The sequence below is a fragment of the Pseudomonas batumici genome (assembly GCF_000820515.1).
In the GTDB taxonomy this organism is placed as follows: Bacteria; Pseudomonadota; Gammaproteobacteria; order Pseudomonadales; family Pseudomonadaceae; genus Aquipseudomonas; species Aquipseudomonas batumici.
The window spans coordinates 1-16,596 of sequence record NZ_JXDG01000020.1 but is presented as its reverse complement, the minus strand read 5'-3'; the positions used below and the strand labels follow the sequence as shown (position 1 = coordinate 16,596).

The following is a 16,596-nucleotide window of genomic DNA, read 5'->3' as shown; positions in this document are numbered from 1 at the left end:
TCAAGTCCTCCGGTTCTGCTCGTTCCACACACGCCATAGTTCGGCGATATTGGCCCTTGCCCACAACAAGGCCGCTTTCAAGGATTTGGGGTTGGCACCGCGGCCCAGCACACCCAGCCCCTCTATCAGCACCAACGACTCGCCATCAGGTGTTTGCACATGAAAATGCGGTGGCACATGGTCGTCATGGGTAGATTTTGATTTTCCAGTTTCGCTCACTGTGCAGGGTCGCCATACATGAAGCCCCTAGGGAAATGATTTCTCTAGCATAAGTCAGTCAGTAAAGAGGACAAAAAATATGTACCAAAAAACCAAAACGCCCCTGATTTTCCGAAGAAAACTAGGGGGTACCAGTTGGGTTTGAGAGATAGCGCCGAACGCTTCGCGCGGGAGGTGAAGTACGGCCAGCGGGATCTGCTGGGCCTCACTCAGACAGACTTGGACATGATTACGACGGTCTGCTGGCGCACCTTCGCGTATGACGGTGTAGTATGCTGTATTACACACCACTACATCGAGGTTCCCATGTCCGTTATGTCCCTACGTCTCCCCGACGAAATGGCTGACACCCTCGCCAGCCTGGCAAAAGCGACTGGCCGTAGTAAGTCCTTCCTAGCTATCGACGCCCTACGCGACTACCTGGCCCGTGAAGCGTGGCAGATCGCCGAGATTCAGCGCGCTATAGAAGAGGCTGATGCGGGCGACTTCGCCACGGACGAGGAAGTGGAAGCCACCTTCAGGAAATGGGGTGCCGATGCGCGTTGAATGGCTGAAAACCGCACTCAAGAATCTGGATGACGCAGCCGCCTATATCGCGCTGGACAACCCACAAGCAGCTCAAGCCTTCATGATTGAGGTCCGCGCCAGCGTCCAACGACTGGCGCAGTTTCCCGCGATGGGCCGTGAGGGGCGAATACCAGGGACACGGGAGTGGCCTCTTCCCGACCTACCTTATCTGATCCCATACCGTATCCGTAACGGTCGCCTGCAAGTACTCCGTGTCTTCCATACTCGGCGACTAACGCCTAATCAGTGGTGATCGCAGAGCAGCAGACCCGCAATGACTAGAGCCTGCATAGGATACTCTGTGCAAGCTCAATGCAATCAATCTGCACAAGAAAGCGGAGACGGTCGATATCGTTGAGCGAGACAACAAGACGGTACGGCAGCACAAATTGCATTTCGTCTTCCTGAACACCAAAAGCGGCCTGCCTCACGTCAGCGACTTCGTTGTACAAGATCGGTTCTTCAAGGCTCACTTGAACGCGGCTGGGGTGCGGTACCGCGGTCCGGGACAGTGTCGGCATACGTACGCCAGTCAGTCGCTGACCACCGGTGTAGCGTCGATCGACTGGATAGCCGAACAGATGGGGCATACCAACGGGAACATGATTCGCCAGCATTACGGGACGTGGATCAATGAGGACGGGCCGGACGTTGTAGGTATGTTGCAGTTGGCGTTAAAGCTTTGACAAACCAGACGCCCCTGGTCCGGTGTAGCAGTCCAGGGGAGCCTGGTATCCGGGGGCCAATAAAAAGGCCCCCACACCTGGCTCAAGTGTGGGGGCCAGTTTTACATAAGTGGCGTTATTCGTAACGCGGCGCCTTGATTTAAAACAACCGTTTGAAAATAATTCGAAAAAAGTCCGGTTTTAACGTCAATTCGGGAACCAACTTTACTAAATACAAAGACATACACGAGCAATTTCCAATGTCTTTAGAAAAATTCCTGAACTATCTGTTTCAAGTCGCCACCCTGGTCATCGCCTTACACGGCCCCATTACTCCAGCACCGGAAGTCCCTACCGTCGTTGCCCTTCCCTTGATGATTTGCCCCCGGTAATACCGGGGGTTACTTTGTGTTCTTTTATGGGTGATGCGGACTCACGCGGCCAACGCTTCGCGTAGGCGCTCCATGCACGCCCGCTGGCCGGGCATGGGCGGCCGCGTCCAACTCTCCCAGCAGCTCCGTAGCGGCCTCAACAACCTCAGCCGTTCGCAGGCGCACCGCCTCGTCCATCCGCTCGGCGTCCTGGCAGTCTTCGCACAGGTTGGCCGCGATCTGTTCGGGCATCACGCAATAGCCGCTGCAGTCGTTGTGAAACTGGCACTTGTTCATGGCGGGGGTTCCTTTTGCTTGCATTGAATGGTGTCGTGACGATTGTCGCCGGTATCGGAAAAAGCCCAAGAGGACGGCAGAAAGTCGTGATTACTAAATAGGTGTCCCTAAGCTGAATCGGGATACCCGAACATGACGCGTATTTACAAAACCGTAATAGCCTTGAACATTGTCCTGGCCATTCTGGCCTCGCTGACGACCATCGCCGTCGCACTGTCGACCCCTCCACCATCGACCAGCCTGACGCTGCCGCTGATCGTGCTGCAGTGTTACCGCTGAACCAACCGGTCAATTGCCGCCTTTTCCCCATCGGCCGTGTCCAGTCGCGACACGCCGCTTCCTGCCCTTTCATGCAACAGTAAAAGGCCTATCTGCCCCATATCTGTCCCATATGGGCATTTTTCAGACGCCAAAAACCACAAACCCCCGACTTTCTCTAGGAAAATCAGGGGTTTGTGTTTGCAGAATGTGGCGGTGAAGGAGAGATTCGAACTCTCGATACAGTTTCCTGTATACACACTTTCCAGGCGTGCTCCTTAAGCCACTCGGACACTTCACCGTATCTCGTCAAACCGATTCAGTCTGTCGAGGCGCGCTAATGTAGTCGAAAGCTTTTCCGATGGCAAAGGTTTTTTTCAGAATTTTCATGCGGTTAAGTCAATCAGCCGGATTTCCCCACCTCCCCGGCCCGCGGATCAGGGCAAAACCGCCAATCTCCGGCCCGCCGCGCAACGCTCCCACTCCTCCACAGCCGGCCCGCCATAAGCCGCCAACCCGGCCCGCGGCCGGCAAAGGCTGACTCACCAGTCAGTCACGGCGCTTTACCTCCCCCCGGCGGCTGGGTAACGTCTGCCCCACTTCTATACAAGGAATTGCGTCATGAGTGAATTGATCTCTTACCACCTCGACGACGGTATCGCGACCCTGACCTTGAGCAATGGCAAGGTCAATGCCATTTCCCCGGACGTGATTGCCGCGTTCAACAGCGCGCTGGACCAGGCCGCCGCCGACCGCGCCATCGTCATCATCACCGGCCAGCCGGGCATCCTGTCCGGCGGCTACGACCTGAAAGTGATGACCGCCGGTCCCAAGGAAGCCGTCAGCCTGGTCACCGCCGGCTCCACCCTCGCCCGCCGCCTGCTGTCCCATCCCTTCCCGGTGATCGTGGCCTGCCCGGGGCATGCGGTCGCCAAAGGTGCCTTCCTGCTGCTCTCGGCCGATTACCGGATCGGCGTCGAGGGGCCGTTCAGCATCGGCCTGAATGAAGTGCAGATCGGCATGACCATGCACCACGCCGGGATCGAGCTGGCCCGGGATCGCCTGCGGCGTTCGGCGTTCCATCGCTCGGTGATCAATGGCGAGATGTTCAACCCGCAGGATGCCGTGGATGCCGGGTTCCTCGACAAGGTGGTGGCCGCCGATGAGCTGAAGGATGCTGCACTGGCCGCCGCCCAGGCGTTGAAGAAGATCAATATGACCGCCCACAAGAACACCAAGCTGAAGGTGCGCAAGGCGCTGCTGGAAACCCTGGACAACGCGATCATGCTCGATCAGGAACATTTGGCTTAAGCCCCGCGCGGGCATGGCAACCGCTCTAGCCCGCGCCTGCCCCCTCAAGCAGAAACATACGCTAAAACATCGCCATCTCCGGCCAAAGACTGGTATTTGCCGAAAACAGTGCACATCCGTACACTGCGCCACCTTTTGTCCGCGCAGGCCCTGTAGATGCTGTTTCTGGTACGTATGTTATTGATGGGGCTGCATTTTGTGCTGGCCGGCGTGATCGGCGTGTTGCTCGGGCTCTGTCGGCCCTTCAATCCGGACAACAGCCGGCTCTGCGCCCGCCTCTATGCTTTGCCTGCGATGTGCATCCTGCGCCTGCGGGTCAAGGCCGAGGTCGGGGCGTTGATGAACAAGCCGCAAAGCTGCGTGATCGTCGCCAATCATCAATCCAACTATGACTTGTTCGTCTTCGGCAATGTGGTGCCGCCACGCACCGTGTGTATCGGCAAGAAGAGCCTGAAGTGGGTGCCGCTGTTCGGCCAGTTGTTCTGGCTGGCCGGCAATGTGCTGATCGACCGTGGCAATGCCCACAAGGCCCGTCGCTCGATGCTGACCACCACCGAGACCCTGCAGCACAAGGACACCTCGATCTGGGTCTTCCCGGAGGGCACGCGCAATCTGGGCGAAGCCCTGCTGCCGTTCAAGAAAGGCGCATTCCAGATGGCCATCGCCGCCGGCGTACCGATCGTGCCGGTGTGCGTCAGCAGCTACATCAAGCACATGCGCCTGAACCGCTGGCGCAGCGGCCAGATCCTGATCCGCTCGCTGCCGGCGATTCCCACCGCCGGGCTGACGCTGGACGATATGCCGAGGCTGATCGCCCAATGCCAGGAGCAGATGCGCGCCTGCATCGAAGCCATGGACCAGCAACTTTCCCGCGAACTTCCACGAGCTTGCTGACCCCGCCCACTCAGGCCGATGCGGCCTCTGGCTTGTGCGCCACGAAACGCATCATCCACTCCGCGACGGTGGTGCCATGGTGCTCGTGCACCAGGCTCGCCACGGCGTTGGAATAGAGCTGCTCGCCGAGGAACTCCTGGCGAATATCCAGCAACGCCCGGGAGTAATCGTGGATGAACTCCGGATGCCCCTGGAAGCACAACACCTGGTCGTTGATGTGGTACGCCGCGTACGGACAGAAATCGCTGGAAGCAATCACCGTGGCATTTTCCGGCAGCGCGGTGACCTGGTCCTGGTGGCTGATCAACAGGGTCAGCTCTTCGCGCACCGGGCTCATCCACGGCGCCTTGGCCGCCAGCTTGTATTGATGGGTGCCGACGCCCCAGCCCTGGGTCGCACGCTCGGTCTTGCCGCCCAGCAGCAGCGCCAGCAATTGATGGCCAAAGCAGATGCCCAGCAGCTTGTCCCCCCGCTCGTAGCGGTTGAGCAGGTAGGTCTTGAGGGTCTGGATCCACGGATCGCTGCCGAAGGAGTCGGCCTTGCTGCCGGTCACCAGGTAAGCGTCGAAGCTCAACTCGTCACTCGGGTAGTGGCCCTGCATCACGTTGTATACGCTGAACTCGGCGGCGATCGGTTGACGGGAAAACAGGCGCTCGAACATCTGCCCGTAGCCCTGATATTGGTCGACCAGCTCCGGACGCAGGACATCGGTCTCCAGAATGCAGATGTGTAACGACATAAAAGTACCTGACACAAAAAGACAAAGAATGAAACTTGAGCCTGCCTTGAAACCCGCTTTCAAGGCAAGTACAGAACACGGTGTCGCAAGCTCCGGTTCAGCTTGCCGACAGCCTGAAGAACCGGCGACCGACTCACCTTGAGGGGCACGCCCGGACGAACGGTAGTCTGCTAAGGGACAGCCGCCTTTTCCCCTTGCGCGTGTCTAGCAAAAGGTCCGCTAAGCGGCTGGCACTATGCCTCATGCCTTTTCAAACAGACCTTTCGACTAACTGATACTAAATGGTTCTAAGCCAAGTGTGACGCGGGCTCTAAGGTTAACTCTGTAGCGATGGCCGCCGGGTTTTGCCGGGGCATCCTCTACAACATTGTTGTCAGTAGTCGTCGTCAGGAATAACAACAAAAGGCAATCAGCCATGTTCAAACATACGAAAATCCGTCAAGCCGGTCTTATCGTCATTGCCACCACCCTGCTGCTGATCCTGCCGAACCTCACCAAAGTCATCGGCTAGGCACTGTGGCGTGTTTTTCGACCACCCCGCACCTCGCACCTACCTTCAGCGGTTCACTACCGAAGTGCGGGTTTGTGTGCCAATCTTGAGCCATGACTCGAGGGAGGGAGGCTCGTGCGCCACTGGATCGTCATCATCACATTGGCCAGCAGCTTTTCTGCCCAGGCGGGCATCGTCGATGTCAATCGCGCGGTGGACGAGATCCGCGAAGGTGCGCTGATTCTCGACTTGCGCAATAACAGCGATTTCGCCGCCGGCAATATCCACAACTCACTGCAGGTCGACCTGACCCTGGAAAACGGCACCGGCATCAGCGCCGAGGGCCTCGCCTACCAGTTGCGCCGGGTGGTGCTCGACCCCAGCGCCACGGTGGTCATCTACAGTGACACCAACCAGCACGCCCTCGAGGCCGAAGACACGCTGATCCAGCGCGGCTACCTCGGCATCGTCAACGGCGGCAACTACGAAGAATTGCGCGACGCGCTGTTCGATCACGTCGAAGACACCCCGACCTGGGTCTTCGAAAACGACGACAACACGGCCGACGAGGCCGCCCCAAACGGTACCCCGACCGAATGAAACCACTGATCCTGTTCACGACCGTCCTGTTCTGCTCACCTCTTTACGCCGCGCAACTGGAGCTGCCACAGGGCGCCGGCAGCCGGACCTGGCAAACCGAGGAGCTGCTGAAGCAGGCCCAGACCATCACCGTCAAGGACGATGTCTCCTACAAGCGCGACATGACCTATCGCGCCGTACCGGTGGCGGTATTGCTGCCAGGCATCAAGGCCGACGATCACCTGCAAGCGGTAGCGCTGGACGGTTTCGCCGCCGAGATGGGAGCCGCCCCTCTATTGAATCGCCAAGGTGCGCAAGCCTGGGTGGCGGTGGAGGACCCGAGCCAGCCGTGGCCGCCACTGGCCGATGGCAAACCCAGTGCCGGGCCGTTCTACCTGGTCTGGACCAACCCGCAGGCCGGCCATATCAGCCCTGAGCAATGGCCCTATCAGATGGCGAGCATCAAGCGCCTGGCGCCGGTGGCCGAGCGCTTCCCGGCCCTGCGACCGGACCCGAAGCTGGCGGCCAATGATCCGGTGAACAAGGGCTTCGCGCTGTTCCAGAAAAACTGCCTGGCCTGTCATCGGCTCAACGGCGCCGGGGATGCCCAGGTCGGGCCGGACCTGAACCTGCCCTACAACCCCACCGAATACTTCGCTGCGGGTTACCTCAAGCGCTATATCCGCGACCCGCAGGGCCTGCGGCACTGGCCGCAGGCGAAGATGCCGGCGTTCGCCCCGACGGTGCTGCCGGATGGCGAGCTGGATCAACTGGTGGCCTACTTAAAGCATATGGCCAAGCGCAAACAGCCGATGTAAGGCTTATTGCTGCTGCACCGACAACACCGGCGTCGGCGACACCAGCACCTTGGCGTGCATCTGCTCGTAACCGCCGCCCCGGCGCATGCCACGCACCGGGCAGGCGTCCAGGTAATCCAGGCCCACTGCCAGCTTCAGGTGCCGCTCCGGCCGGGACAGCTGGTTGGTCACATCGAAGCTGTACCAGGCGTCGTCCAGCCAGGCTTCGGCCCAGGCATGGCTGGCCAGGTGCTCGCTGTTCTCGCTGTACAGATACCCCGACACATAACGCGCCGGAATCCCCAGGCTGCGGGCGCAGGCCAGGAACGCATGGGTATGGTCCTGGCACACCCCGGCCCGGCGGGCAAAGGCCTGGGCCGCGCTGGTGTCGACTTCAGTGGCGCCCGGCGTGTAGGCGATGTGCTGGTTCAGCGCCTGCATCAGGTCGATCAACGCGCTGCGGTCACGCCGCTTGCGGCATTGCTTGTCGGCAAAACCGCGCAGGGCATCGTCCGGCTCCGTCAGGCGGGTCATGCGCAGGAACGGCAACGCCGACTGGCTTTCGTGCTCGGCCTCGCGCTGCTCGTCGATATCCACCTGGCCGCGGGCGCCGATGATGATGGCTTCGTGGGGCTCGTCGAGGGTCAGCACATGCAGGATATTGCCGAACGGATCGAGCTGCGCCCGCACCGGGCGCGGCAGGTTGAGTTGCCAGCTGAGCACGTGCTGGCGCTCGCTGTCGTGGGGGGTCAGGCGCAGGTACTGGATGCTCGCCCGCACCTGATCCTCGTAGTGATAGGTGGTCTCGTGGCTAATGGAAAGTCTCATGCGGCCTCCAGGTAGGAACTGTGTATGGCGTTGCCCAGTTCGGCAACCAGGGGAATGAACTCGGTCAGCCAGGTGTGCAGGCCTTCGTCGAGGATCTCATCGATACCGGTGTAGCGCAGTCGCGCGTCCATCTCGGCGGCCAGGCGCTGGGCCGGCCGGCCGTTGGTACCCGGCAGGCTGGCGAGGATCTGGTCGATTTCTTCGGTGCAGGCACGCAAGGAGCGCGGCACATCGGCCCGCAACAACAGCAGTTCGGCGACCTGCCGTGCCCCCGGGGCGTCACGGTAGATCTCGGTATAGGCCTCGAACGACGACAGCGCCCGCAGCAACGCGCTCCACTGGTAATAGGCGTGGGCCGTGCCGTCGCTGACCGCGTCGGCCTGGTCGCCGGCCATGTCGTAGCGAGCGTCCAGCAGGCGCAGGGTGTTGTCGGCCCGTTCGATGAAGGTGCCCAGGCGAATGAAACGAAAGGCATCGTTGCGCATGATGGTGCCGTAGGACGCGCCGCGAAACAGGTGGGAACGCTCCTTGATCCACTCGCAGAAACGGCTCATGCCATAACGTCCCAGGCCCTGGTCGGCAATGCCGCGAATCTCCAGCCAGGTGGCGTTGATGTTTTCCCACATATCCGCGGTAATCCGCCCACGCACCGCATGGGCACTGGCCCGGGCCGCCCGCAGGCAACTGAAGATGCTCGCCGGGTTGGCCGCATCCAGCGCGAAGAAATGCAGCAACCGGTCGGCGTGCAGCTCGCCATGACGCTCCAGGTAATCGTCGAGAGTGCCGGTGATCAGCAGCGGCATGGCCATTTCCTGCAGACCGTCGCCGCGACCGTCCTGTGGCATCAACGACAACGAATAACTCACGTCGAGCATCCGCGCGAGGTTTTCCACGCGTTCCAGATAGCGCGACATCCAATACAAATCCGAGGCAGTTCTACTTAGCATGTCAGGCTTCCTTAATCCTCGACCACCCAGGTGTCCTTGGTGCCGCCGCCCTGGGACGAGTTCACCACCAGGGAGCCTTCGCGCAGTGCGACGCGGGTCAGCCCGCCCGGCACGACACGGGTCTCACGACCGGAGAGGACAAATGGACGCAGATCGATATGGCGCGGGGCGATGCCGCTCTCGACGAAGGTCGGGCAGGTCGACAGGGACAACGTCGGCTGGGCGATATAGGCATGGGGCTTGGCCTTGAGCCGGGCGCGGAAATTCTCGATCTCCGCGGCGCTCGCCGCCGGCCCCACCAGCATGCCGTAGCCGCCCGAGCCCTGGGTTTCCTTGACCACCAATTCGGGGAGATGCGCCAGCACGTGGGACAGTTCCTCGGGCTTGCGGCACTGCCAGGTGGGCACGTTCTTCAGGATCGGCTCTTCGTCCAGGTAGAAACGGATCATGTCGGTGACGAACGGGTACACCGACTTGTCGTCCGCCACCCCGGTGCCGATGGCATTGGCCAGCACCACATTGCCGGAGCGGTAGGACGACAGCAGCCCGGGCACGCCGAGCATCGACTCGGGGTTGAACGCCAACGGATCGAGGAAGGCATCGTCGAGGCGGCGGTAGATCACATCCACCTGTTTCGGGCCGTCGGTGGTGCGCATGAAGACCTTGTCGTCGCGCACGAACAAGTCGGCGCCTTCCACCAGTTCCACGCCCATTTCCCGGGCCAGGAACGCGTGTTCGAAGAACGCACTGTTGAAGCGCCCGGGCGTCAGCACCACCACGCTCGGATTGTCCAGGGGGCTGGAGCTTTTCAGGGTGTCGAGCAGCAGGTTGGGGTAATGGTCGATGGGCGCGATGCGCTGGGCGGCGAACAGCTCGGGGAACAGGCGCATCATCATCTTGCGGTCTTCGAGCATGTAGCTCACGCCGCTGGGCGTACGCAGGTTGTCTTCCAGGACGTAATAGGTGCCGTCGCCATCACGGACCAGGTCGACTCCGGAAATATGCGAGTAGATATCGCGGTGCAGGTTCAGGCCCTGCATGGCCAGCTGGTACTGCTCGTTGGCCAGGACCTGTTCGGCGGGAATGATCCCGGCCTTGATGATCCGCTGCTCGTGGTAGAGGTCGGCGAGAAACATGTTCAACGCCTTGACCCGCTGGATGCAACCACGCTCCACGACTCGCCATTCACTGGCGGGAATGCTGCGGGGGATGGTGTCGAACGGAATCAGGCGTTCGGTGCCCTGCTCGTCTCCATAAAGGGTGAAGGTAATCCCGGCGCGATGAAACAGCAGATCGGCCTCGCGTCGCCGTTGTGCCAATAACTCCTCGGGAGTATCGGCCAGCCAACGAGCAAACTCCCGGTAATGCGGGCGGACCTGGCCGCCGGCATCGTACATTTCGTCAAAATAGGTGCGGATCATGCCGTGCTCCTTGTCACCCGGTCACAAGAGCCTTCGCAAGGCCCGTGCCATCGGCATAAACGCTTTAATATCAAACAGTTGGATAATCATCCAACCTGCGCCGCACCATAGCTGTGCAGTAAACGCCCCAATGCGATCAGCCACGCCTCATTGCGAAGCAGGCTTTGCCTATCACCAGCATAGCCAGACTTTGCGCGCCTGCCCGGGCGGCCTTTTTTTGTGCGCACGAACAAAAACGGCCAACCCTTGGGTCAGCCGTTGTTGGTGGAAGGAACCGCTCTCAATTCAGCGCCCGTACCGGGTGCTTGACGCCCCAACCTTCGATAGTGCCGCCCAGGCGCTCGACCACTGCGCCGAAGTTCTGCTCGAAGTCACCGATACCGCCGTGGGTGGCGTACATCACCTTGCTCAACTCCAGGTACCAGGCGCCGTCGTCGCGGACACTGACCTGGGCATTCAAGGATTCACCACGAAACTTGCCTGCCGCCCTGCGCGCCCGCTCCTCGTCCGGGAAAACGGCATAGAACTCGATGGGATGGATGCGTGCGAAATCGAAACCGCCTTCTTTCATGCGGCGCAGCACGTTGCTGCTGATGTCTTCTTGATAGGCTGTGCTCATGAAACGTCCTCCTCAGCAACCGTTGGATAGACTTTCCGTACTCCCGAACCAGGCACTGAACAGCGCTGGCATTAAGACAACCGGGAAACAAGCATGTAGCTGACAAGACCAGACCAATAGCGAATCATTCGCTGATCTCCCTTGCAGAGTAGCGCGATGCCATCGCCTCTGCCAGAGGGGTCGCAGATGAAAAAACGCGGTCAGGGTGACGGTGTGATAGTGAGGATCCGGATGCTGTTCTGATCCTTCAGGCTTTTGACCGTCGGTTCCGAGGTACGGCCTTCCAGATCATTGAGGTCCAGCGTGGCGGGGACCGGCAACAGCTTGGCGCGGATCAATCGGGCGGCCTGTTCCAGGTCCGGTTGACGTGCGCACTCGAAGTACTCGGTGTCCTGCACGCCATGATCGTCGACGAAGGTAACTGCCCACTTGCTCATTGGTGCCTCCTCGGTCAAGCCCGTGAAGGGGCTTATAACATCTGGACTGCGGGGCACGGGCGATCGTTCAACTTACTTTGCCCCACGAAAACACCGCACAACCTGTAGGAGCCGGCTTGCTGCGGGCGGCGTTCCGACGATTGCGATCTGATGGTCGACATCATTGTCGCCTGCAAAACCGCTATCGCCAGCAAGCCGGCTCCTACAGGACGGTGTTCGCCGCAGAGGCTGCCGGAGGGCTTCAACCCTTACTTTTCGGCGCGTTCCTTCAGGGCCTTGAGGGTGTTGAACGGCGCATCGACCACGAACTTGTTGGCCAGCCACGAAGGCACGCTGCCGCCCGGCTCGGTATGGACCTGATAGGTCACTTCGGTCATGCCGCCCTCCTTGGGCACCAGCTTCCAGAAGCCGTCCACCTGGGCGACACGGACATAACCCTTTTCTTCCGGCAGGTAGGTCGGCACTTCCTTGAGGGCGCGGGTCAGGCTGCCATCAGCCCCCTTGGTGGTGGTGATCTGCATCACCGAGTCGCGGTCCGTCACCGGGAAAGGCGCCTTGAACTGGGTGTAGGTCCAGCTCAGGTCACCCTCTTTCTTCAGCAGCTTCTGCGACTTGCACTCGTGAATCCACGCGCAGGCCCCGACCACGTCTTCCTGCAGCGCCTGGATCTTGGCCACGGACGCCTTGATCAGGGTCACACCACGGTAGGCCTTGTACTGGGAGTTGGCCACTTCACTCAGGGATACCTTGATACCGTCCTGATCCTTGGCCGTTTCCCAGTTTTCCGCGTACGCGGTGCCGGTCAGCAGGACAGTCAAGCCACAAACCACAGCCATTCGATGCAGCGAACTCATTGTTGTATTCCTTGTTGTTGAAGTTCCGGTCATTGAACACACCTCATGCCGCCGTCATTTGCTCCCACCAGCCGATCAGGCGGATCGCCTCTTCCCGGCTGCCGCCGCAGACCTCGGGATCGGCCTGGAAAGCCCCGCACACGGAGGGCCGCTCAGGCTTGCCAAACAGACCGCACAACGCGTCGACCGACAGATGCAGGCAACGTTCTCCCGCCGGCTTGCCGTTGGGCATGCCTGGAATCGGCGTACTGATGGAAGGGGCAATGCAACAAGCGCCACAGCCCTCACGGCACTTCATGACGACAAGCTCCTGACAAGGGAAACGATGTGTGGAAGACAGAGTAACCGCTAAAACGTCTGTTTAAAATTGGTCGCACAATGGTTTTTCAAGGATAAGGCCGGTGACCGAGCAGTCACCGACAAAGCGTCGTAAGGGTAGTCGCAGTTTTACTGTTTGAATTGAAAATCCAGGGCCGCCCCGTCGATTTCCTTGTTGCGACTCTCGTTGCGCAACTGCAGATCCATTTCATTCTTGAGCAAGCGCCCGTTGAGCTGGAAAGGCGTCTGCTCAGTGCTCTTGTCGACGAACAGCGGTGGCAGCAACGGCCGGTTTTTCGACGAAGGCGGCGTGCCCACCGGTTCAAGGTGCTTGAACGTGTTCTGGGGCAGGCTCAGATCCAGATTGGCCGGTGGCAGCGTGGTTTGCAGCGCCTCGCTGGCCGGCAGGGATTTGGCGGCGATGGGCGCCCGGCGCTTGAGCGTGCCCGGCGCAACTTTCCGGGTGGTTGTGCGCTTGGCCGGCAACGGCTTTTTCTTCGCAGGCTTGACCTTACCCGCCGGGGTGCCGGCCTGCTTCGCCGTCGCCACGGGAGCGCTTGCTTCCTCGGCCTGCACCGTCACGGCCGCACCCGCGCCCATGCCGGTCAGCACGATCATCAACAGCAAACGAATGGAAAGAGTCGCTTTCATAAACTCTACGGCAGGAACGACAGGGGGCCTATATGCTCGCCTGTTGAGCGCCTCCTGACAAGCAGGCCGATCATCGCGGATCGCCCGCCTGTCCCCGCTCCGTTACAGGAGTCCGGCCGCCGTCTCCTGACACAACTGGTTGGCCAGCATGCCGAGGGTCATCAAGGCCCGCTCGGCCTCACGGTTCCAGGGGATACCGCAGTTGAGCCGGATACAGTGGTTGAACTGCTCGGTGTTACTGAAGATCAGCCCCGGCGCGATACTGATGCCCTGCTGCAGCGCCCGCACGTGCAACTCCTGGGTGTTGACCCGCCCGGGCAGGCTGACCCACAGAATGAAGCCGCCCGTGGGCCGGGTCATCTGCGTCCCTTCCGGGAAGTACTGCTGCACCGCCAACTGGAAGGCACTCAGGTTCTTGCGGTACTCCTGGCGGATATAGCGCAGGTGCCGGTCGTAGCCGCCGTTTTCCAGGTAGGCCGCCACCGCCATCTGCGTCACGCTGCACGCCGAGTGGGTGCTGAAGGTCTGCAAGCGCTGGATTTCCTGCTGGAACTTGCCGGCGATCATCCAGCCGATCCGCACCCCAGGCGACAGGGTCTTGGAAAAGCTCGAGCAGTAGATCACCCGGTCCAGGCGGTCATAGGCCTTGAGCGCCTTGGTCCGGCCGACCTCGAACATCAGCTCGCCATAGATATCGTCCTCGACGATCTGGATATCGAAGTCCGAGGCCAGGCGCAGCAGCTGCTTCTGCCGCTCTTCCGGCATGGTGCCGCCCAGCGGGTTGCTCAGCCGGGTGGTCAGGACCAGGGCCTTGATCGACCATTGGTTGGCCGCCAGTTGCAGGGCTTCCAGGCTCATGCCGGTGGACGGGTCGCTGGGAATCTCGATGACTTTCAGGCCCAGCAGGTCCGCCAGTTGCAGCAGGCCGTAGTAGGTCGGCGACTCGGCGGCGATCAGGTCGCCCGGCCGGGTCAGGACCCGCAACGACATTTGCAGGGCATCCACGCAACCGTGGGTGATCACCACTTCCGAAGGGTCGACCACCACCCCGGCATCGCGCATGCGAATCGCCACCTGGCGGCGCAACGGCTCGAAACCGGGACTGAACATGTAGCTGAAGGCCCGCGGACTGTGAAAGCGCGTGACCTTGGCCAACTGCTGGTGCAGGGCCCGCACCGGCAGGTAATCCACCGACGGCACCGCCGCACCGAAGGGAAACACCCCTTCACGGCGGGACTCGACCAGCACCTGCTGGATGATACTGCTGCGGGTGACCAGCCCCGGACGTTCGACCCGGGCGATGTCCGGCGTGGGCGCGGTCAGGGCCGGGGTCTGGTGAACGTAGTAGCCCGACTGCGGACGCGCGCGGATCAGCCCCTGGTCTTCCAGGTTGGCATAGGCCTGCAGCACCGTGGCATGGCTGACATTGAGCTGCGAGCTCATCTTGCGCACCGACGGCACGCGCTCGCCGGGCTGATAGACGCCCCGCCGGATATCCTCGGCCAGCTGCTGAGCAATACGTTGGTAGAGCAATAGGTTGGTCATGAAGCAGCACTCGGTTTCAACGGCATTTTTATTCTTGGAAACAACGATACCGGAACAGTTCAAAAGTGTACTGGCACAGTTTCTACAATAGTCGACAATACAGTGACAAGAAAAGTAAAACTGTACGGGCACAACGATCCGCCGATATGCGGATACAAAAAAACCCGGCACCTTGCGGATACCGGGTCTTCGGCCAGCGGCCCGCCGTCAGCGCGCCGCGCCCAACTGGCCCTTCGCGTCGGAAAAGACGATCTCGACCCGACGGTTCTGCGCACGCCCGCGCTCGGTGGCGTTCACGTCCACCGGGTACTGGTCGCCATACCCCTCGACCTGGATGCGCTTCTCGTCGATGCCCAGGTCAACCAGCATGTCGGCCACCGACTGCGCCCGCTCACGGGACAGTTGCAGGTTGCTGTCCGGATCGCCGGTGCTGTCGGTATAGCCCTCGATGCGCACGATGCGCCGCGGGTTGAGCTGGAGAAACTGCACCAGCTTGAGCACCGTGCGATTGGCCGAGTTCTTCAACTCCGCCTCGCCGGTGTCGAACAGCACATCGCCCAGGGTCATCACCAGGCCGCGATCCTTCTGGTTGCTGGTCAGGCTGGCGATCTGCTCTTCGACCCACTTGCCCTGCTGCTGCACGCTGAGCAACTTGCTTTCGCGCAAGGCCAGTTGCAGGCGCTGACGCTCCAGTTCCAGCTTGGCCGCCCGCTCCTGGTTCAGCGCGGTTTCGGTGTGCTCGCGGGCGATGTCGGCGTAGCGTTCGCTCAGGTAGGCGTAGTGCTCGACATCACCGGCGCTGCCCAGATAGCCGGACAGGCGCTCGGCCCGGGCCAGGGAGTCACCGGAACGGATCACGTCCCTGGGCGCATAACGCAGCACATTGCTGTCTTCCTTGACCTTCTGGAAGCTCGCCGACGCCGCCTGCAAGGCGGCCTCACTGTCGTTCTGGCCGGCGCAGCCGTACAAGCCGGCACAGGCCAGCAACACCAGGGCGCCCGCCCTTGCGCTCGAATAGATCATTGAGCACTCTCCAGTTGCTTGTGCAGGCGGGTGATGCGGGTGTTGAGCAGCGAGACCTGCTCCTGGCTCTTCTCGTTCAGCACCCGGGCTTCGGCCAGGCGCGCGTCCAGTTCGGCCTGTTCAGCCTTGCGCCGGGCGCCGCGGAAAGCCTGCTCGGTCATGTTGGCCTTGGCCCGGCGGAACTTGTCCTCGGCCTGTTTCAGCTCCGGGACATCATCGGCACTGGCGCCCACGGCATGGGCCTGCTCGATGGCGCGCTCGGTCAGGCGCATCTGCTCGTTCGGGGCCGGATCGTTTGCGCAGCCCGCCAGGGCCAGCACGGCCAGGACAGCAAATAGAGGTCGAATACTCACAAGAAAATCCCTACGGTTTTGGGGCGCTGACCGGTTGCGATTGCGCCTTCCAACGCTCCAGATTGCGCTGCAGTGCGGCTTCGGTCAGGCCGGACGCGGGCAATTCTGTCATCTTTTTCGCCAACTGTCCGCGCAACCAGGGGTCATTGCAGGCCGAGTTCTACAAAAAGGCCGTGGTCTCGCTGGAGACGAAAAAAAACCCGGCCAGAAGGCCGGGTTCTTTTATAAGTGAAGCCGCTGGATCAGACCAGCTTCTCGAACTCAGGGATGGCTTCGAACAGGTCCGCCACCAGGCCGTAGTCGGCCACCTGGAAGATCGGCGCCTCTTCGTCCTTGTTGATCGCGACGATCACCTTGGAGTCCTTCATACCCGCCAGGTGCTGGATCGCGCCGGAGATACCGACGGCGATGTA

The 16,596-nt window shown here is 61.0% G+C and carries 21 protein-coding genes, 1 tRNA gene and 3 pseudogenes; 8 read left to right on the top strand and 17 right to left on the bottom strand.

All coding sequences use genetic code 11. From position 1 onward, the window contains the following. Entirely contained in the window at nt 1-177 is a 177-nt protein-coding gene (locus UCMB321_RS31705) for a DUF4160 domain-containing protein (RefSeq protein WP_425338548.1), read from the bottom strand. 348 nt (nt 178-525) lie between these two features. Here UCMB321_RS31705 and UCMB321_RS09190 point away from each other — a divergent pair, with 348 nt between their 5' ends. The 3 genes and pseudogenes from UCMB321_RS09190 to UCMB321_RS31370 form a co-directional block, all read left to right on the top strand. Beyond that, a complete protein-coding gene (locus UCMB321_RS09190; protein ID WP_040065839.1) occupies nt 526-765 on the top strand; it encodes a CopG family ribbon-helix-helix protein in 240 nt (79 codons plus the stop codon). Next, nucleotides 755-1,039, top strand: a complete 285-nt coding sequence (locus tag UCMB321_RS09185) for a type II toxin-antitoxin system RelE/ParE family toxin (protein WP_040065625.1) — start codon at nt 755-757, stop codon at nt 1,037-1,039. Before UCMB321_RS09190 ends, UCMB321_RS09185 begins: the two co-directional genes overlap by 11 nt. Before the next feature lie 40 nt (nt 1,040-1,079). Beyond that, nucleotides 1,080-1,472 (top strand): annotated as a pseudogene (locus tag UCMB321_RS31370) (site-specific integrase); the annotation flags it as partial. A 395-nt stretch (nt 1,473-1,867) separates the two neighbouring features. Here UCMB321_RS31370 and UCMB321_RS09175 read toward each other — a convergent pair. Further along, nucleotides 1,868-2,119: a hypothetical protein gene (locus UCMB321_RS09175; RefSeq protein ID WP_245220761.1), complete on the bottom strand. Its 252-nt coding sequence runs from the start codon at nt 2,117-2,119 to the stop codon at nt 1,868-1,870. A 132-nt stretch (nt 2,120-2,251) separates the two neighbouring features. On the opposite strand from UCMB321_RS09175, the gene UCMB321_RS30645 reads away from it, so the two are divergent. Then, entirely contained in the window at nt 2,252-2,398 is a 147-nt protein-coding gene (locus UCMB321_RS30645) for a hypothetical protein (protein WP_157015880.1), read from the top strand. A gap of 190 nt (nt 2,399-2,588) precedes the next feature. On the opposite strand, the gene UCMB321_RS09170 is transcribed toward UCMB321_RS30645, so the two are convergent. Further along, nucleotides 2,589-2,678, bottom strand: a tRNA-Ser gene (locus UCMB321_RS09170). Between the two features lie 320 nt (nt 2,679-2,998). Between UCMB321_RS09170 and UCMB321_RS09165 the strand changes: the two genes are divergently transcribed. Next, on the top strand, nt 2,999-3,688 hold the full coding sequence (locus UCMB321_RS09165; RefSeq protein ID WP_040065623.1) for a crotonase/enoyl-CoA hydratase family protein: 690 nt from the start codon (nt 2,999-3,001) through the stop codon (nt 3,686-3,688). 156 nt (nt 3,689-3,844) lie between these two features. Further along, entirely contained in the window at nt 3,845-4,582 is a 738-nt protein-coding gene (locus tag UCMB321_RS09160; protein WP_040065622.1) for a 1-acylglycerol-3-phosphate O-acyltransferase, read from the top strand. A 10-nt stretch (nt 4,583-4,592) separates the two neighbouring features. On the opposite strand, the gene UCMB321_RS09155 is transcribed toward UCMB321_RS09160, so the two are convergent. Beyond that, nucleotides 4,593-5,321: an amidotransferase gene (locus tag UCMB321_RS09155; protein ID WP_040065620.1), complete on the bottom strand. Its 729-nt coding sequence runs from the start codon at nt 5,319-5,321 to the stop codon at nt 4,593-4,595. A 625-nt stretch (nt 5,322-5,946) separates the two neighbouring features. On the opposite strand from UCMB321_RS09155, the gene UCMB321_RS09150 reads away from it, so the two are divergent. Both UCMB321_RS09150 and UCMB321_RS09145 read left to right on the top strand, forming a co-directional pair. After that, entirely contained in the window at nt 5,947-6,411 is a 465-nt protein-coding gene (locus UCMB321_RS09150) for a rhodanese-like domain-containing protein (protein WP_040065617.1), read from the top strand. After that, nucleotides 6,408-7,208, top strand: a complete 801-nt coding sequence (locus UCMB321_RS09145; protein ID WP_040065614.1) for a cytochrome c — start codon at nt 6,408-6,410, stop codon at nt 7,206-7,208. The genes UCMB321_RS09150 and UCMB321_RS09145 overlap by 4 nt, the downstream gene beginning before the upstream one ends. A 3-nt stretch (nt 7,209-7,211) precedes the next feature. Here the strand turns inward: UCMB321_RS09145 and UCMB321_RS09140 are convergent, their stop codons facing one another. From UCMB321_RS09140 to UCMB321_RS09085, 13 genes and pseudogenes are all read right to left on the bottom strand, one after another. Continuing rightward, on the bottom strand, nt 7,212-8,015 hold the full coding sequence (locus UCMB321_RS09140) for a transglutaminase family protein (RefSeq protein WP_040065612.1): 804 nt from the start codon (nt 8,013-8,015) through the stop codon (nt 7,212-7,214). Then, nucleotides 8,012-8,962: an alpha-E domain-containing protein gene (locus UCMB321_RS09135; RefSeq protein WP_040065609.1), complete on the bottom strand. Its 951-nt coding sequence runs from the start codon at nt 8,960-8,962 to the stop codon at nt 8,012-8,014. Before UCMB321_RS09135 ends, UCMB321_RS09140 begins: the two co-directional genes overlap by 4 nt. An 11-nt stretch (nt 8,963-8,973) precedes the next feature. Further along, nucleotides 8,974-10,383 carry a circularly permuted type 2 ATP-grasp protein gene (locus UCMB321_RS09130; protein ID WP_040065607.1) on the bottom strand — a complete coding sequence of 470 codons (1,410 nt, stop codon included), beginning with the start codon at nt 10,381-10,383 and terminating at the stop codon, nt 8,974-8,976. 280 nt (nt 10,384-10,663) lie between these two features. Beyond that, the gene (locus UCMB321_RS09125) at nt 10,664-11,002 is read right to left on the bottom strand and encodes a ribonuclease E inhibitor RraB (protein ID WP_040065605.1); all 339 of its coding nucleotides are present in this window, start codon (nt 11,000-11,002) and stop codon (nt 10,664-10,666) included. A gap of 200 nt (nt 11,003-11,202) precedes the next feature. Then, nucleotides 11,203-11,439 (bottom strand): hypothetical protein, encoded by a 237-nt coding sequence (locus tag UCMB321_RS09120; RefSeq protein ID WP_040065602.1) that lies wholly within the window; start codon nt 11,437-11,439, stop codon nt 11,203-11,205. A gap of 248 nt (nt 11,440-11,687) precedes the next feature. Next, the gene (locus tag UCMB321_RS09115) at nt 11,688-12,293 is read right to left on the bottom strand and encodes an START domain-containing protein (RefSeq protein ID WP_040065600.1); all 606 of its coding nucleotides are present in this window, start codon (nt 12,291-12,293) and stop codon (nt 11,688-11,690) included. A 43-nt stretch (nt 12,294-12,336) separates the two neighbouring features. Further along, nucleotides 12,337-12,591 (bottom strand): YkgJ family cysteine cluster protein, encoded by a 255-nt coding sequence (locus UCMB321_RS09110; RefSeq protein ID WP_040065597.1) that lies wholly within the window; start codon nt 12,589-12,591, stop codon nt 12,337-12,339. A gap of 149 nt (nt 12,592-12,740) precedes the next feature. Next, nucleotides 12,741-13,262: a hypothetical protein gene (locus UCMB321_RS09105; protein ID WP_040065595.1), complete on the bottom strand. Its 522-nt coding sequence runs from the start codon at nt 13,260-13,262 to the stop codon at nt 12,741-12,743. A 102-nt stretch (nt 13,263-13,364) separates the two neighbouring features. After that, complete coding sequence (locus UCMB321_RS09100; protein ID WP_040065594.1) at nt 13,365-14,807, bottom strand: aminotransferase-like domain-containing protein; 1,443 nt, start codon at nt 14,805-14,807, stop codon at nt 13,365-13,367. A 207-nt stretch (nt 14,808-15,014) separates the two neighbouring features. Beyond that, nucleotides 15,015-15,830, bottom strand: a complete 816-nt coding sequence (locus UCMB321_RS09095) for an OmpA family protein (protein WP_040065593.1) — start codon at nt 15,828-15,830, stop codon at nt 15,015-15,017. Further along, nucleotides 15,827-16,183, bottom strand: a complete 357-nt coding sequence (locus UCMB321_RS09090; RefSeq protein ID WP_040065592.1) for a DUF4398 domain-containing protein — start codon at nt 16,181-16,183, stop codon at nt 15,827-15,829. The genes UCMB321_RS09095 and UCMB321_RS09090 overlap by 4 nt, the downstream gene beginning before the upstream one ends. A 10-nt stretch (nt 16,184-16,193) precedes the next feature. Next, nucleotides 16,194-16,343, bottom strand: a pseudogene (locus UCMB321_RS29920) (ABC transporter substrate-binding protein); the annotation flags it as partial. 82 nt (nt 16,344-16,425) lie between these two features. After that, nucleotides 16,426-16,596, bottom strand: a pseudogene (locus UCMB321_RS09085) (FAD-binding protein); the annotation flags it as partial.

Excerpts from the sequence above, each read along its gene's own strand:
- UCMB321_RS30645 (WP_157015880.1), top strand. The coding sequence starts at position 2,252 with ATGACGCGTATTTACAAAACCGTAATAGCCTTGAACATTGTCCTGGCC.
- UCMB321_RS09105 (WP_040065595.1), bottom strand. The coding sequence starts at position 13,262 with ATGAAAGCGACTCTTTCCATTCGTTTGCTGTTGATGATCGTGCTGACC.
- UCMB321_RS09120 (WP_040065602.1), bottom strand. The coding sequence starts at position 11,439 with ATGAGCAAGTGGGCAGTTACCTTCGTCGACGATCATGGCGTGCAGGAC.
- UCMB321_RS09190 (WP_040065839.1), top strand. The coding sequence starts at position 526 with ATGTCCGTTATGTCCCTACGTCTCCCCGACGAAATGGCTGACACCCTC.
- UCMB321_RS09185 (WP_040065625.1), top strand. The coding sequence starts at position 755 with ATGCGCGTTGAATGGCTGAAAACCGCACTCAAGAATCTGGATGACGCA.
- UCMB321_RS09125 (WP_040065605.1), bottom strand. The coding sequence starts at position 11,002 with ATGAGCACAGCCTATCAAGAAGACATCAGCAGCAACGTGCTGCGCCGC.
- UCMB321_RS09140 (WP_040065612.1), bottom strand. The coding sequence starts at position 8,015 with ATGAGACTTTCCATTAGCCACGAGACCACCTATCACTACGAGGATCAG.
- UCMB321_RS09155 (WP_040065620.1), bottom strand. The coding sequence starts at position 5,321 with ATGTCGTTACACATCTGCATTCTGGAGACCGATGTCCTGCGTCCGGAG.
- UCMB321_RS09160 (WP_040065622.1), top strand. The coding sequence starts at position 3,845 with ATGCTGTTTCTGGTACGTATGTTATTGATGGGGCTGCATTTTGTGCTG.
- UCMB321_RS09130 (WP_040065607.1), bottom strand. The coding sequence starts at position 10,383 with ATGATCCGCACCTATTTTGACGAAATGTACGATGCCGGCGGCCAGGTC.
- UCMB321_RS09110 (WP_040065597.1), bottom strand. The coding sequence starts at position 12,591 with ATGAAGTGCCGTGAGGGCTGTGGCGCTTGTTGCATTGCCCCTTCCATC.
- UCMB321_RS09100 (WP_040065594.1), bottom strand. The coding sequence starts at position 14,807 with ATGACCAACCTATTGCTCTACCAACGTATTGCTCAGCAGCTGGCCGAG.
- UCMB321_RS09095 (WP_040065593.1), bottom strand. The coding sequence starts at position 15,830 with ATGATCTATTCGAGCGCAAGGGCGGGCGCCCTGGTGTTGCTGGCCTGT.
- UCMB321_RS09135 (WP_040065609.1), bottom strand. The coding sequence starts at position 8,962 with ATGCTAAGTAGAACTGCCTCGGATTTGTATTGGATGTCGCGCTATCTG.
- UCMB321_RS09165 (WP_040065623.1), top strand. The coding sequence starts at position 2,999 with ATGAGTGAATTGATCTCTTACCACCTCGACGACGGTATCGCGACCCTG.
- UCMB321_RS09175 (WP_245220761.1), bottom strand. The coding sequence starts at position 2,119 with ATGAACAAGTGCCAGTTTCACAACGACTGCAGCGGCTATTGCGTGATG.
- UCMB321_RS09115 (WP_040065600.1), bottom strand. The coding sequence starts at position 12,293 with ATGAGTTCGCTGCATCGAATGGCTGTGGTTTGTGGCTTGACTGTCCTG.
- UCMB321_RS09145 (WP_040065614.1), top strand. The coding sequence starts at position 6,408 with ATGAAACCACTGATCCTGTTCACGACCGTCCTGTTCTGCTCACCTCTT.